Source organism: Vibrio sp. Isolate25, assembly GCF_022398025.1.
GTDB lineage: Bacteria > Pseudomonadota > Gammaproteobacteria > Enterobacterales > Vibrionaceae > Vibrio > Vibrio coralliilyticus_A.
In genome coordinates this window covers 154,361-169,442 of sequence record NZ_JAKEUT010000007.1, presented here as the reverse complement: position 1 = coordinate 169,442, position 15,082 = coordinate 154,361, and the positions used below count along the sequence as shown (strand labels likewise).

Annotated in this window: 13 protein-coding genes and 1 riboswitch; of the genes, 7 read left to right on the top strand and 6 right to left on the bottom strand. The window is 46.2% G+C overall.

Going from position 1 to position 15,082, the window contains the following annotated elements; all coding sequences use genetic code 11:
• The first annotated feature begins 271 nt into the window (after positions 1-271).
• Positions 272-1,714: a pyruvate kinase gene (pyk, locus tag L1D15_RS15045; RefSeq protein ID WP_239876311.1), complete on the top strand. Its 1,443-nt coding sequence runs from the start codon at positions 272-274 to the stop codon at positions 1,712-1,714.
• Between the two features lie 79 nt (positions 1,715-1,793).
• On the opposite strand, the gene L1D15_RS15040 is transcribed toward pyk, so the two are convergent.
• Positions 1,794-2,537, bottom strand: coding sequence for a YciK family oxidoreductase (locus tag L1D15_RS15040; RefSeq protein WP_239876310.1), 744 nt, complete (start codon positions 2,535-2,537; stop codon positions 1,794-1,796).
• Between the two features lie 88 nt (positions 2,538-2,625).
• On the opposite strand from L1D15_RS15040, the gene sohB reads away from it, so the two are divergent.
• The gene (sohB, locus tag L1D15_RS15035; RefSeq protein WP_239876309.1) at positions 2,626-3,687 is read left to right on the top strand and encodes a protease SohB; all 1,062 of its coding nucleotides are present in this window, start codon (positions 2,626-2,628) and stop codon (positions 3,685-3,687) included.
• 61 nt (positions 3,688-3,748) lie between these two features.
• Here the strand turns inward: sohB and L1D15_RS15030 are convergent, their stop codons facing one another.
• Positions 3,749-5,200, bottom strand: coding sequence for a DEAD/DEAH box helicase (locus L1D15_RS15030; RefSeq protein WP_239876308.1), 1,452 nt, complete (start codon positions 5,198-5,200; stop codon positions 3,749-3,751).
• Between the two features lie 101 nt (positions 5,201-5,301).
• Entirely contained in the window at positions 5,302-5,868 is a 567-nt protein-coding gene (gene rrtA / locus L1D15_RS15025) for a rhombosortase (protein ID WP_239876307.1), read from the bottom strand.
• A gap of 3 nt (positions 5,869-5,871) precedes the next feature.
• Between rrtA and L1D15_RS15020 the strand changes: the two genes are divergently transcribed.
• The gene (locus L1D15_RS15020) at positions 5,872-6,477 is read left to right on the top strand and encodes a DTW domain-containing protein (RefSeq protein ID WP_239876306.1); all 606 of its coding nucleotides are present in this window, start codon (positions 5,872-5,874) and stop codon (positions 6,475-6,477) included.
• A gap of 104 nt (positions 6,478-6,581) precedes the next feature.
• Positions 6,582-6,681, top strand: a riboswitch (purine riboswitch).
• Between the two features lie 82 nt (positions 6,682-6,763).
• On the top strand, positions 6,764-7,774 hold the full coding sequence (locus L1D15_RS15015) for an adenosine deaminase (protein WP_239876305.1): 1,011 nt from the start codon (positions 6,764-6,766) through the stop codon (positions 7,772-7,774).
• 30 nt (positions 7,775-7,804) lie between these two features.
• On the opposite strand, the gene L1D15_RS15010 is transcribed toward L1D15_RS15015, so the two are convergent.
• From L1D15_RS15010 to L1D15_RS15000, 3 genes are all read right to left on the bottom strand, one after another.
• Positions 7,805-9,121, bottom strand: coding sequence for an anti-phage deoxyguanosine triphosphatase (locus L1D15_RS15010; protein ID WP_239876304.1), 1,317 nt, complete (start codon positions 9,119-9,121; stop codon positions 7,805-7,807).
• Between the two features lie 45 nt (positions 9,122-9,166).
• Positions 9,167-9,766, bottom strand: coding sequence for a 5'-deoxynucleotidase (gene yfbR / locus L1D15_RS15005; RefSeq protein WP_239865768.1), 600 nt, complete (start codon positions 9,764-9,766; stop codon positions 9,167-9,169).
• A 77-nt stretch (positions 9,767-9,843) separates the two neighbouring features.
• Complete coding sequence (locus L1D15_RS15000) at positions 9,844-11,058, bottom strand: pyridoxal phosphate-dependent aminotransferase (RefSeq protein ID WP_239876303.1); 1,215 nt, start codon at positions 11,056-11,058, stop codon at positions 9,844-9,846.
• Between the two features lie 219 nt (positions 11,059-11,277).
• On the opposite strand from L1D15_RS15000, the gene L1D15_RS14995 reads away from it, so the two are divergent.
• The 3 genes from L1D15_RS14995 to menH are packed head-to-tail and all read left to right on the top strand — an operon-like array spanning position 11,278 to position 15,070.
• Positions 11,278-12,585, top strand: coding sequence for an isochorismate synthase (locus L1D15_RS14995; RefSeq protein ID WP_239876302.1), 1,308 nt, complete (start codon positions 11,278-11,280; stop codon positions 12,583-12,585).
• Positions 12,586-14,295 (top strand): 2-succinyl-5-enolpyruvyl-6-hydroxy-3-cyclohexene-1-carboxylic-acid synthase, encoded by a 1,710-nt coding sequence (gene menD / locus L1D15_RS14990; protein WP_239876301.1) that lies wholly within the window; start codon positions 12,586-12,588, stop codon positions 14,293-14,295.
• The gene (gene menH, locus L1D15_RS14985; RefSeq protein WP_239876300.1) at positions 14,285-15,070 is read left to right on the top strand and encodes a 2-succinyl-6-hydroxy-2,4-cyclohexadiene-1-carboxylate synthase; all 786 of its coding nucleotides are present in this window, start codon (positions 14,285-14,287) and stop codon (positions 15,068-15,070) included. The genes menD and menH overlap by 11 nt, the downstream gene beginning before the upstream one ends.
• The last annotated feature ends 12 nt before the right edge of the window (positions 15,071-15,082 follow it).

Here is a 15,082-nt window from a genome sequence, read left to right as displayed (position 1 = left end):
AATTTTTTTACTTTGCGAAGTAATTGTGAAGAGCTTTGATAGATTGCCGTGACAAGCATCACGGATAAACATGATTCTTTGGGCGTTCAATCAAATTGCAAAACAGATATCACATTTAACCCTGCATTTTTTTGCATTAATAAATATGTCTTTCGAGCGAGATAAATTACCCCTAAATCTCTCATAAGTCAGTATTTTTCATATACTCAATTAGGGTCTCTATTTTTTCATTAATGACTTACGGATCCACGGTTTGATCAAGGAAATCATCATGACAGCTATACAAAGAAGAACAAAAATCGTCACTACGTTAGGTCCATCGACGGACAAAGAAGGGATTCTAGAAGCGATCATTCAGGCTGGCGCTAATGTTGTCAGAATGAATTTCTCACACGGTACTGCAGACGATCATATTCAGCGCGCCACCCGCGTACGTAATATTGCAGCTCAACTGGGGACTCATGTCGCTATTCTGGGCGATCTTCAAGGGCCCAAAATTCGGGTATCAACATTCAAAGACAATAAGATTCATTTGACTGTTGGTGATACCTTTATCCTCGATAGCGATCTCGCACAGGGGCAAGGTGATCAAAATGCGGTGGGGCTTGATTATAAGGAGCTGCCACAAGATGTCTCAACAGGTGATATCTTACTTCTGGACGATGGTCGTGTGCAGCTACAAGTGACCAAGGTATCAGGTAATCAAGTCATTACGAAAGTCCTTATTGGCGGTTCACTTTCCAACAATAAAGGGATCAACAAGAAAGGGGGGGGCTTGTCAGCGGATGCTCTAACTGAAAAGGATAAAAATGACATCAAGATTGCTGCGCAAATTAAAGTGGATTACCTAGCCGTTTCATTTCCTCGCAATGGTGAAGATATGAAATACGCTCGCCGCTTGGCAAGAGATGCAGGGCTAGAAGCGAAACTCATCGCGAAAGTAGAACGTGCAGAAACGGTTGAAAGCGAAGAGAACATCGACGATATCATATTGGCATCAGACGCTGTCATGGTTGCACGTGGTGACTTAGGGGTAGAAATTGGTGATCCAGAACTCATCGGTGTCCAAAAACAATTGATTCGCCGCGCGAGAAGTCTCAACCGTACCGTTATTACTGCCACTCAAATGATGGAGTCGATGATCGAAAATCCTATGCCTACTCGTGCAGAAGTCATGGATGTGGCGAATGCGGTTTTGGATGGTACTGATGCAGTAATGTTGTCTGGTGAGACGGCTGCAGGGAAATATCCACTCGAAACTGTGCGTTCAATGGCTGAAGTCTGTTTGGGCGCTGAGAAAATGTCGGCAATTAACCGCTCTAGTTACCGTATGGACTCTGTATTTAAAGGGAGTGAAGAAACTATTGCGATGTCGACCATGTTTGCTGCAAACCACATGGAAGGCATCAAAGGTATTGTGACTCTGACGGAGTCAGGCCGGACGGCACTGATGATGTCTCGGCTCAGTTCAGGCTTGCCAATCTTTGCTCTATCACGCAATGAAAGTACCTTGAATCACACTGCACTGTATCGCGGGGTCACGCCTGTTTACTTTGACTCCAAAGGCGATTCAGGTTTACCCATGGCCGTATCAGCAGTGGGCTGTTTGAAAGCAAAAGGCCTGCTGCACGATGGTGATTTAGTGATCATCACTCAAGGGGATGTCATGGATGTGGTTGGTTCGACTAACTGCATGCGAATACTTTCTGTCTAAAATTGCAGACAGAGTGAATTGATGGGATAAAAAACGCCTTGTGGAAACACAAGGCGTTTTTGTATTAGAGAATGATTATCTACTTCTTCGGCTGAGCATCAATACACTGACCACGCACGTCTTTGCTTTCGTTCGACATCAGGTGAAGATAAATCGGCATGATATCCAGTGGCGTTTTCAGCAACTCAGCGTCTTCTGCTGGGTAAGCCTTCGCGCGCATGGAAGTGCGTGTACCGCCTGGATTAATCGCATTGACACGAATGTGTGTATCGCTCAACTCATCTGCTAGAATCTGCATCATGCCTTCCGTTGCGAACTTAGATATCGCGTAAGTGCCCCAAAAAGCGCGCCCAGCATGGCCTACCGTGGATGAAGTGAATATGACACTCGCATCTTGTGACTTGTGTAGCAGGGGCAAAATCGCCTGAGTCATTAGGAATTGTGCTTTAACATTAACCTGCATGATATCGTCATATGTGTCTTCGCCAATCTGATCAAATGGGCTCAATACACCCAGTTGACTGGCGTTGTGTAACACACCATCAAGCCGACCAAATTGACTACCAATGGTATCGGCCATATCAAGATAGTTTTGCTTGCTTGCGCCTTTCATATCCAGAGGAATGATCGCTGGTTGAGGGTAGCCAGCAGCTTCAATTTCATCGTAGGTTTGCTCAAGCTTCTTCACTGTACGACCTAACAAAATGACCGTAGCACCGTGCTGAGCGTAAGAAAGAGCGGCTTGCTTACCGATGCCGTCACCGGCACCAGTGACGAGAATGACTTTGTCTTTTAAAGCATCTGAGGAAACGGAATAATCCACGACATGCATCCTTATTGTAATGTTCTGCTTTATGAATCCGTAAGATGGTGGTTACAATACACTAATTCGCATATTAGGGGATATAACATTGGAATTTTTGTTGGACTACGGGCTGTTTTTAGCCAAGATTGTGACTGTTGTAGTCGCAGTGATTGCGATTCTTATTATTGCCAAAGCCGTAGGTGGAAAAAGTGGTGCTGCCAAGGGTGAGTTGGAGATCACCAACTTAACGGATCAGCATAAAAACACTGTTGAGCAGCTTGAGCATCACCTGCATGATTCAGCGTTTATTAAAGCGCGTGATAAAGCTGAGAAGAAGCAAGAAAAAGAAAAAACCAAGACACGTGAGAAAGAAATCAAGCAAGCCTCAAAAGACGGTGATTTGGACAGCAAGCGTGAGCCTCACCTATTTGTTCTGGATTTCAAAGGCAGCATTGACGCCAAAGAAGTCGCGTCACTACGCGAAGAAGTAACCGCAATTCTCGCGGTAGCTCGTGAAGGGGACGAAGTACTACTGCGCCTAGAGTCTGGCGGCGGTATGGTACATGGTTATGGTTTAGCATCGTCTCAACTGGATCGTATTAAGGCGGCTAAGCTGCCACTGACGATTGCGGTAGACAAAGTGGCTGCCAGTGGTGGTTACATGATGGCATGTATTGCTGACAAGATTGTTTCAGCGCCATTTGCAATCGTAGGCTCCATCGGCGTGATTGCCCAGCTACCTAACTTCAATAAAGTACTCAAAAAGTACGATATCGAGTATGAACAGCTAACAGCGGGCGAATACAAGCGTACCTTGACCATGTTTGGCGAGAACACCGATAAAGCACGTGATAAGTTCAAACAAGAGCTCGAAGAAACACATGGTCTATTTAAAGACTTTATTCGTGAGCGTCGCCCTGAACTTGAACTGGATAAAGTGGCCACTGGTGAACACTGGTTTGGCACTCAAGCGCATTCACTAGGTCTGGTTGATGAAATCAAAACCTCTGATGATTTGGTTGTGGAAGCGTGCAAAGATAAAACAGTCTTAGCGATTCACTACGTAGAGAAGAAAAAGCTGACCTCAAAGCTTGCTGGATTAGCAGGTGAAGCGGCTGATAACGTACTGATGAAGCTGATTGATCGTGGTCAGCGTCCTATCGTGTAAGCTGACTTCTTTTGTTTAGTTAAATGAAAAGCCCCTCAACTGAGGGGCTTTGTGTATTTGGTTACTGTGCTTTAGGTTGCGAATGGTTTGGCTTGCGGTGTGCTGGTCTACGACGTTTCTGTCCATTATTGCCAGCCTTGTTTGAGGCTTTGCTAGTACTAGAGCTGCCATCCTGACGTTTACCACCATTATGACTCTTGGAGCCATCACCATTGGGTTTGTTATGGCCAAAATGACGCTTGTTTTTCCCCGCAGGCTTATGGCCACGAGCATTGTCACCTGAGCGCTGACCATCGGCATGGTCGACTTTTGGCTTCTTAGGCTTTTTCGGTTTCTTAGGTTTGATTGGGCGAGTGTCCAACTTAGATTCCGGCAGCACATTGACGGGCTTATAGCCTTCCAGCTCCAACCGAGGTAATACTTGCTGGATGAGTCGTTCAATACCAAATAGTTCACTGGCTTCTGCTGCTTCAACTAAAGAGATTGCTTTGCCGACTTCACCCGCGCGGCCAGTACGGCCAATTCTGTGGACGTAGTCTTCTGCTACGTGAGGCAGTTCGAAGTTGACAACCTGAGGCAGTTGAGGAATGTCGATACCACGTGCGGCAATATCTGTGGCAACTAATACACGCACTTCTCCGGATTTAAAATCAGCCAGTGCCTTGGTGCGTGCGCCTTGGCTTTTGTTACCATGAATAGGCGCCGCCGTAATACCTTGATCATTAAGGTAATGAGAAAGTCGGTTAGCTCCGTGTTTGGTACGGCTGAAGACTAGAACTTGTCTCCAATCACCATCTTTGATGAGCTTCACCAGCATCGGTGCTTTTTTACGCTTATCCGCTGGGTAGATAGATTGTTCAATGGTAACCGCAGTGGAGTTCTCAGGGTTAACAGAGACTTCGACCGGATCATTGACTAGACCTTTGGCTAGTTCGCGAATCTCTGCAGAGAAGGTTGCAGAGAACAGTAGGTTTTGGCGCTTCTCTGGAAGCAGTGCGAGTATTTTACGGATATCGCGAATAAAGCCCATATCCAACATGCGATCTGCTTCATCCAGCACTAACACTTCTAACTGAGAGAAGTTAATCGCATTCTGCTGGTATAAATCGAGCAATCGCCCCGGAGTTGCGACAAGCACGTCTGTGCCTTTACGCAGCTTCATCATTTGTGGATTTATCTTGACGCCGCCGAATACTACATTCGACGTCAGACGTTGATAACGGCTGTACTTAAACACGTTTTCCTGAATCTGAGCCGCCAATTCACGGGTCGGCGTCAGCACCAGTGCTCTCACATGGTTGCCTTTGACTCGGGTGCCATTATCTAATCGTTCTAGAATCGGTAATGTGAAGCCTGCGGTTTTACCCGTACCTGTCTGAGCCGCTGCCATGACATCTTTACCTGCTAACACTGCGGGAATGGCTTGCTCCTGAATTGGAGATGGTTTGTCATAACCCTGATCATCGATGGCTTTGAGGAGCGGGGCAGAAAGGCCTAAAGCGGTAAAACCCATAAATTGTTCTCTGTTTAAGGTGAGATAAGTGCTCTGGCGGCAATCGACCACCAGCAAAAGGGCGCCATTCTGAGCCCTTTGGTCAGGAACATCAATAGAAATTATCGCTGAGAGCGGTTAAGTGTTGTCTGAAAGTTTAGCTTAGTCGTGACAAAAGCAAGCACGAGACCTGCCAATGCGCCAAACAGATGAGACTCCACGGCTACACGGGCATTGATTAACTCGCTGGTCGATTGCGAGGCGCCCATGGTCATTTCCCAGCCCACTTTAGCTAATACGCCAATGACAAGTAACCAGCTACCTTTACGACCTTGTAAGGATTCCAGAAGCGCATAATAGGCAAAAATGCCATGTAGCACACCAGAAAGACCAACATAGCTAGTCATGCTTGTTGTCAGGTTTAGTACACCCACGGATAAGCTAATCACGAACAATACACAGAGCAGAGAAGTCACTCTTGGTTTAAACAGGTAAGTGATAACCCACAAGCCAGCCAGATTCATGCCTAAATGAGCATAGTTGGTGTGGGTGAAATTTCCTGTTAGGATTCGCCACCACTGGCCTTCAGAAATAAGTTGATAATGCCAGTATGTCAGGCTGGCTAACGGCTCGAACTGCACGCCTAGGCAGACTAAGCTGATAGCAATTAACAGAAGAAGTAAACGCACGCTATGTCCCGATATTGTTCTCAATGTGGTAAGTCACTCAAAGCTTGTATTTGTGAGTGGATACAAAGCCTAACATCGAATGTTGAGTTGGTCATCTTACAGCATCCGACAGAAACAAACAGGCCCATGGGCACAGCGCGTATTATCAGACTCTCGCTTGAGAATAGTTACCTGTTTGAAGGTGAAAATTTTACTCAGCATAATGAGCTGAATCAGCTGTTGGCTGAGGAAAGCTATCAACATTTTGTGCTTTATCCGGGAGAAGTGTCTGTCAGCCATGAAGAGGTGGCTAAAGCCGTCTTCAGAGAAGAAAAAGTACGGATTATTTTGCTCGATGGCACGTGGAAAAAAGCGTACAAAATGTGGCAATTGTCTGAAAATTTACAGGCATTACCTTTAGTACATTTGCCGGAGAACCTACAGGGAAATTATCGTATTCGCAAAGCGCCCAGTGACAATAGTTTATCTACCGTGGAGGCTGGCTACCATATCCTGACTTTGCTGCAACCAGAGCAAGACTTCACCCCATTACTTGATACGTTCAATCACATGATTGACTTTCAAATCAAGCAGATGCCGCCCGGTGTGTTTGAAAAAAATTACCGATAATAAACGCAAACTCGCTATTTGAGGTCTAAAATTATTTTCAAGCGCAGCGTTGTACAGTGAATCTTTGTCAGAATATGATGACGCGCAATCGTTTAGTTATGACTGTTACGTCATAACCGATGCTTCGTATAATCCCACTGATAGGGTGTGGGAGTCTCTACCTGAAACCGCAAATTTCAGATTACGAAGAGTGAAGTGCATTGCGCTTTTCTCTTTGTATGTCTGATTATCTTCACAAGAGAAAAGCGTTTGTTGAATACCAATCGAATTGAATGGGGAGACAAGCGTGAACCAAACAGAATTTATTCGTCAGTTACCAAAAGTTGAGTTGCATCTGCATATTGAAGGTTCACTTGAGCCTGAGATGATGTTTGAACTCGCATTACGCAATCAAATCGCGCTGCCATTTACCACGCCTGAAGAGGTCAAAGCCGCGTATGAGTTTACTAACCTTCAGTCATTCCTTGATATCTACTATCAAGGTGCCAACGTGTTGATTCATGAACAGGATTTTTACGATTTAACCTGGGCTTATTTGTTGCGCTGTCAGGCTGACAATGTCATCCACACCGAGATCTTCTTCGACCCACAAACTCATACTGAGCGTGGTATCGCGTTTGACACCGTGATCAACGGTATTCACCGCGCTTTGCAAGATGCGAAGACGCAATTGGGTATCAGTAGTCGAGTCATCATGTGTTTTTTACGTCATCTGGATGAAGATAGTGCCTTTGTCACCTTGGAACAAGCATTGGCACACAAAGATAAAATCATTGGTGTGGGTCTGGATTCATCGGAAGTGGGTCACCCACCAGAGAAGTTTGCTCGTGTTTTTGCCAAAGCACTCGAGGCTGGTTTTCTCACGGTCGCCCACGCAGGAGAGGAGGGACCTGTTGCCAACATTTACAACAGCCTTGAATTACTGAAAGTGTCGCGCATTGACCATGGCGTACGCTGCGCCGATGATCCAAATTTGGTGGTGTCACTGGCTCAGTCTCGTATGCCGCTGACAGTTTGCCCACTGTCCAATACTAAGCTCAAAGTATTTGAGGAGATGAAGCAACACAATGTTGTCGATTTATTGAGGCAAGGGCTGTGTGTGACGATTAACTCAGATGACCCGGCCTATTTTGGTGGCTATATGACCGACAACTTTCTAGCTGTAGCAGACAGCCACATGTTGACGCAAGAAGAGTTGGCGCAATTTAGTCGCAATGCGATTGAAGCGAGTTTTATCAGTGACAGTGAGAAGCAACGTCTAATGAGCCGACTCGATGAATTTGTCGACAGGTGTTAGAAACAAGCGGAGCATAAACTCCGCTTTCTGTTAATGAGATGAGAACAACTGCTGGTGCAGTCTCTGAGCATGGCCGTCAGTCATCGATGAAATATAGTCCGCAATCACACGATAGCCTTCACTTTCACAGCTCATTTGTTGCCATTGATGGCGAATCGGTATTGGCAGTAATCGCTCAGGATCGGCACTGAGGGCTTCAAAGATATCCATAATGATCTGTTGCCCCTTGTACTCGACAACTTGAACATGAGGCACCTGAATCACATACTCACTGACAAAGCGCTTAAGTATCTCGAGTGCTTGTGCCATTTCAGGTTCTAAATAGGCATTAAATGCCAGCAGTTCACTTTCGAAAGGCGCGTCAACAGGCTTTATGGAAATACTGGTGAGTAATGCGTTCACCATGCCACCAATGGCGTCTTTACGCTGGTGGTGAGTACCGGAAAATAGCATCTCTGTAATGGAGTCGATATGGGCTTCAAACCAAGGCTCACCACTCTCCGAAAGCAAACTCGCCGCGCCTTCTATCCACTGGTGTCTTGTCACCATGCCAAGCACGACTGCATCTTCGAGATCATGCACTCCATAGGCAATGTCATCAGCCAGTTCCATAATGGAGCAATCAATGGATTTAAAGCGAGTTTTCTTGTGTTGATGCGGCATTACGTTTTCGTCACGCATCTGGCTGAACCGTTGCTTATCGGTTTCACTCAGCGGGGCAAGTACCCAGTCAAAGAGAGACTGGTCACAGTCATATAAACCCTTGGCGGGTGACCATTCCTTTGCTTTGAGTTGGCGTTGATGAGAGACGCTGTCTGGAGCGACATCTGCGTGAGTTTGACTGATAAGAGCGGGGTATTTGATCAAACCAAGTAATGTCCGCCGCACGAGGTTCATGCCAAAATTCTCAGTATAAGGCTCGAGCTTGGTGACAATGCGGAATGTTTGCGCATTGCCTTCAAAGCCGCCGTGCTCTCGCATCATATAGTTGAGGGCGACTTCACCGCCATGCCCATATGGTGGGTGACCGATGTCGTGGGCTAAGCAAAGTGAGTCAATTAAGCTATCACTCGGCAAAAGGTCGCGAAATTTTGGCTGTTTCTTTTTTATCTGCGCAACGATTCCCGTTCCTAACTGGGCGGCTTCGAGAGAGTGAGTAAGCCGAGTGCGGTGAAAATCGTCGAAACTGTTGCCATGAACCTGAGTTTTTGCCTGCAAACGTCTAAACGCTGCCGAATGAAGAATTCTCGCTCGGTCGCGTTGATAAGGACTGCGGTGATCGTCGCGACGGATCTTATGTTCGTCATCGTGGCGCTCATCCCATAAGGAGCTGATTTTGAACGTCATAATATGACCTTTGCTCTTATAACTTTACCAACCATTCTTTATTACCTAGCTAATCTCGTCCAGAGATAATTCAAAGCTTGGAGCGAATGTCGTGAGGAAGTAGTCCATTTCTGGGGTTCGTCTTTCCTGTAAAGTGACATCAAGGCGCTTCTTCGCCAGTGCATATTCGTGATTACCAGCGCTGAGCTCTTCAAGGCATTTCAGATAGGCACAGATAGTGTCGGCCTGCTTGACGATGATTTCGTCGTCGGGGTAGGCGGCTTGAGAGACCAAGTAAGGGGCAAAATCTTCTTGAAACTCTTCGGGTAACATCGACAGCAGTTTCTTTTCGGCGGCGGCTTCTATCTTCTTATATTCTTTTGCTATTTCTGGGTTGTAATATTTAACTGGGGTGGGAAGATCCCCAGTCAGCACTTCACTGGTATCATGGTACATCCCTAATAACGCAATCCGCTCGGGGTTGAGGTTACCACCAAATTTCTTATTTTTGATGAGTGCTAGAGCGTGAGCAACAAAGGCGACTTGAAGGCTATGCTCTGAGATATTCTCAGTCGATACTGAACGCATCAGAGGCCAGCGCTGTATCAGTTTCATTCGAGCAAGGTGGGCGAAGAAGTGACTTTCTTTGGTTTTACTTTCTGTCATATATCTCCCTCCAAAATAAAAAAAAGAGCACTCATTGAGTGCTCATTAAGCATATGAAAAATCGAATCTAATTACTACTACTGACTATAAGTCGATAGGAATCGTTCAAAACGACCAATCGCCATCTCAAGATCTTCTACGTGCGGGAGAGTGACGATGCGGAAGTGATCGGGTTTCGGCCAGTTGAAGCCAGATCCCTGAACCAATAGAACTTTTTCCTGAATGAGGAAATCAAGAACCATTTTCTGATCGTCTTTAATGTTATACATCTTAGTGTCAATTTTGGGGAACAAGTACATTGCGCCTTTGGGTTTGACACAAGATACCCCTGGGATCTGATTGATCAGTTCAAAAGCGCGGTCACGCTGTTCCAATAAGCGGCCGCCAGGTAGGATAAGCTCATTAATACTCTGATAGCCACCCAGTGCGGTTTGAATAGCATGTTGCATCGGTACATTGGCACACAAACGCATTGAAGCCAGCATGTCCAAGCCATTAACGTACCCTTGAGCGAGATGTTTCGGGCCGGTGAGGAACATCCAGCCACCACGGAAACCACAGACGCGATAGGCTTTGGATAAGCCGTTAAACGTAACAGTCAGTACATCATCTGAGAGTGTCGCAACAGAAGTGTGTGTGGCGCCGTCATAGAGTACTTTATCGTAGATCTCGTCAGCGAAGATGATCAACTTGTGCTGGCGCGCAATTTCGATCACTTCCAAGAGAAAATCACGGCTGTAAACAGCACCTGTTGGGTTATTGGGGTTAATTAAGACAATTCCCCTCGTCTTTGGTGTGATTTTTTTGTGAATGTCATCGAGATCGGGGTACCAGTCTGCTTGTTCATCACATAGGTAATGCACTGCTTTACCGCCAGACAGAGCAACGGACGCAGTCCAGAGAGGGTAATCCGGCGCTGGAACAAGCATTTCATCGCCATTATTTAGCAACGCCTGCATCGACATGACAATCAGCTCAGAAGCCCCGTTACCGATATAGACATCTTCAACATCTAAAGAGCGAATCCCTTTACGTTGATAGTGCTGAACAACGGCTTTGCGCGCGGAATAGATGCCTTTTGAATCACAGTAGCCTTGTGATGTTGGTAGGTTACGAATGACATCAACTAAAATTTCATCTGGGGCATCAAAACCAAATGGGGCTGGATTACCGATATTGAGCTTCAGTATTTTATGCCCTTCTTCTTCCATACGCTTAGCATGTTTGAGCACAGGCCCTCTAATGTCATAGCAGACATTATCGAGTTTTGATGACATCCCGATATTTTGCATTGTATAAAACCTAGAAATGATTGTATTTCTTTATTAAAGTACATCAAAAAGCCCTTTGTTAGAATAAAAAACTGAGATATGGCGCGTTTTTGTATGCGCTTTGCTCGTTTGCAATCACAGGATCATGCAAAAGATGGGCTACAACCTTGATCTGAATAAGGTCTATTAATAGAGTAGCGAGATAAAATGAATAAGAATCCCTAGGCATACGAGGCTGATTTGTCACACTTTCATCAAGCCGTTACTGAACTGATTGAACGCGTAAAGGATGCAGAAGGCGGCGTAAACCGTCTGGTTCAAGTTCTTGAGGAAAAACCTGACTTTGCATTCATTGATTGGCTGGGAGCTCAGCCAATCTTCCCTAAGTTTTACTGGCAGTCTCGCGATACCCGTGAGGAAGTGGTAGCGCTGGGGCAGCTACATACCTTTGTCGACCCGGCACCCGCTTACACGATTTTAGCTGATGACCAGCGAGTATGGGGGGGGCGTTCTTTCGACGGTCAGACGGAAAAAAATCGTCGCTGTATGTCCTCTTTCTTTTTCCTACCACAAGTTGAGTTAATTCGTTTCGATGACCGTTGGTCATTGGCCGTTAATCTCACTGCGGAGAAGCACCGTACTCTTGCAGGGCTGAAGAAACTTCAGATTGATGTTGGTGCATTGCTTCCCGTTTCAGCGCAGATCAAAAGCATCAGCCACATACCGGAAAAGCCGCAATGGTCTGAACTGGTTGAGAAAGTTCTGACTGGTATAGAGAATGACGACTTTAAGAAAGTGGTACTGGCCCGCAGAACTTCCGTACAGATGGACAGCACGGTAAGTGCTGCGCAGCTACTGAAATCAAGTTATCTGCAAAACCACCATAGCTTCCACTTTATGCTCTCTCTGGATAAAAAGCATAGTTTTATAGGCTCTACACCGGAACGTTTGTATGCCAGACAAGGTCAGGAGCTCTACACTGAAGCTTTGGCGGGCACGATAGGCCGAGGCGACAACGCCAGCCACGATATGGAATTGGCAAATTGGTTATCGCAAGACAGCAAGAATCTTAATGAGAACCAATATGTGGTCGATGACATTATCGATCGACTAACGCCTCACTCGGAGCATGTCGAGGTTGAGCAAGAAGCCCGCTTGGTTAGGCTGCGTAAAGTTCAGCACCTTAAGCGCAGTATTCACGCCCACCTCAAAACTGGAGTAAATGGGGTTCAGTTGCTGAGTGCGTTACAACCGACAGCGGCTGTTGCAGGACTGCCACGCAAAGAATCAATGAAATTTATTCGAGACAATGAGCCCTTTGCACGTGGCTGGTATGCGGGGTCGATGGGGTTCATCAGCCACCAGCGCGCCGAGTTTTGTGTTGCGATACGCAGTGCTCTTATTCTTGGTGAGGAGATCCAGTTATTCGCAGGTGCAGGTATAGTACCGGGGTCTATTGCCGACAATGAATGGCAAGAGTTGGATAAGAAAATGTCAACATTGCTGTCTTTGATTGCTGACATACCCCCGCTGGGAGTGGCGTCATAAATGAGTCTGCACAATCAAGCCATTATGAACCGTATTTGGAGTCAGGTACTGCTTGAAGAGTTATCTCGCTTAGGTGTCAGTGAAGTGTGTATTGCACCGGGTTCGCGTTCGACGCCTTTAACGCTGGAAGCGCATCAGAATAACAAGTTGAAACTGCATACGCATTTTGATGAGCGAGGTTTAGGTTTCTTAGCTCTCGGTTTAGCGAAGGCAAGCGATAAGCCAGTCGCATTGATTGTCACATCCGGAACCGCTGTCGCCAATCTGTTGCCCGCAATAGCAGAGGCAAAACTCACAGGTGAGAAACTGGTCGTGCTAACTGCAGATAGGCCCGTAGAATTGGTTGGCTGCGGAGCCAATCAGGCGATCAATCAAGTGGGGATATTCTCCTCTCATGTGAGTGCCACTCTTGAGTTACCCAGCCCTTCGGAGTCAGTAGCGCTTAAATGGTTGCTGACTTCCATCGATCAGAAAATGTCTGAACAGGCAGAGCAAGGCGGTGCGATTCACATCAATTGCCCATTTCCAGAGCCTTTGTATGGCTCTGAGTCGAAAGGAATATTTCAGGCCTATCTTGATGAAGTAAAAACTTGGCTTCACTCTGACATGCCTTATAGTTGTAAGGTTCGAACTCAGTCCTTGCCCTCGCTTCACGATGTCAGTTCTTCTGATAAACCGGGGGTGATTGCCGTGGGTAGTGTCACCTTAGAAGAGGCCCAACAGGCGAAACAATTAGCCGAAACTCTGGGCTGGCCTTGTCTGTGTGATCCGCAGTCGGGAGTTTCGTCTCCTTTCGCACATTATGATCTTTGGTTGCAGAATTCTACTGCGCAAGCGGTGCTAAATCAGGCTCGTGTCATTATGCAGTTTGGCTCGCGGATTGTGTCGAAACGTCTCAATCAGTGGATATCTCAGCAAGTCGAATCGAGACAAGCGGATTACCATTATGTTTCTCCCCAAGTTGATTGCAACAACCAAAATCATTTACCACAAACTCATCACGTTGTCGGCATTGGGGTTTGGATAGAGAGTTGGCTGCGAGAACGTGTTGGCGGCAAGAATGTTCACTATGGCTGGGCAAAGGAGTTAGAGCATTATTCACAATGTGCAGTGTCACTATCTGAACAAAGCCACCAGTCAGTCAATGAAATTGCTCTGGCTAAATCAGTCAAAGACTTACCACAACCAACACAGGTCTTTTTGGGTAACAGTTTATTTGTTCGGCTGGTGGATATGTTTGGTTCGATGCCAAACCTTGAAACGTTTAGCAACCGAGGTGCATCAGGGATCGATGGGCTGATTGCGACTGCTGCGGGAGTTGTACGTGCAAATCCTCAACCCAGCGTATTGTTTATTGGTGATACCTCAGCGCTGTATGATCTCAACTCGCTCTCTTTACTGACCCACGAAAAAACGCCACTGGTGATTGTCGTAGTTAACAATGACGGAGGGGCTATCTTTGATTTGCTCCCTGTCCCCCAAGCACAAAAGCAGTCTCTCTATCAGATGTCTCATGGTTACACTTTCGAGCATGCTGCGATGCAATTTGGCATTCGATACCAAAAACCGACCACTCTTGCCGCTTACAGTGAGTCAGTGAGTCAGCATTTACAACAGGGTGAGGGCGCATTGCTTGTCGAAGTACAGACACCTCCTGAACAAGCCTCCTCACAACTGAAAGAGATAACTCAGCGACTTCATGCTCTATAGCTCCTTTCACAATAAGGAGAGCCACGATAGCTCTCGACCTGTAATTGTTTATCTGCATGGCTTGCTGGGTAGCAGTGAAGATTGGAGTGCCTGCAGGCAATTGCTCCCCGAATATTCATCGTTATGTATCGATCTGCCCGGTCATGGGATGAGCAAATTGATGCATTGTCGCGATTTTAAAACGTGCTGCGATCAAATATCTGACGTTTTACTCACTCAATTTCCTCACCATCCCCCTATAGTGTTAGTGGGTTATTCAATGGGGGCTCGAATTGCGATGGTAGGGCTCACTCAACAGTATTTTTCCGCACATAATATTCAAATGCTTATTTCTGAAGGTGGTCATTTTGGGTTGCATGATCGTGCGGAACAAAATGCTCGATTAAACAATGACACTCGTTGGGCTGAGCGATTTCAAAATGACCCCATTGAACAAGTGTTAAACGATTGGTATCAGCAGCCGGTATTTAGTTCACTAAATCATGAGCAAAGACAAACAATCATTGATAAGCGCAGTGCTAATCTAGGTTCATCCGTCGCAAAGATGCTGATGGCGACAACCTTGGCAAAACAAGATTACTTGCTTGAGTCATTGGCTGATTTAAGCATGCCGATACATTACATTTGTGGTGAAAAAGATATGAAGTTCAGTCAGCTGGCTGAACAGAGTGGTTTGTCTTTTAGCCAGGTAGCGCAAGCTGGGCATAATGTTCATGTGGAACAGCCCGAAGCATTTGCCGCGATTATTCAATCTCAAATTCGCGCTTTCCTCTAATAGCGCAATCTC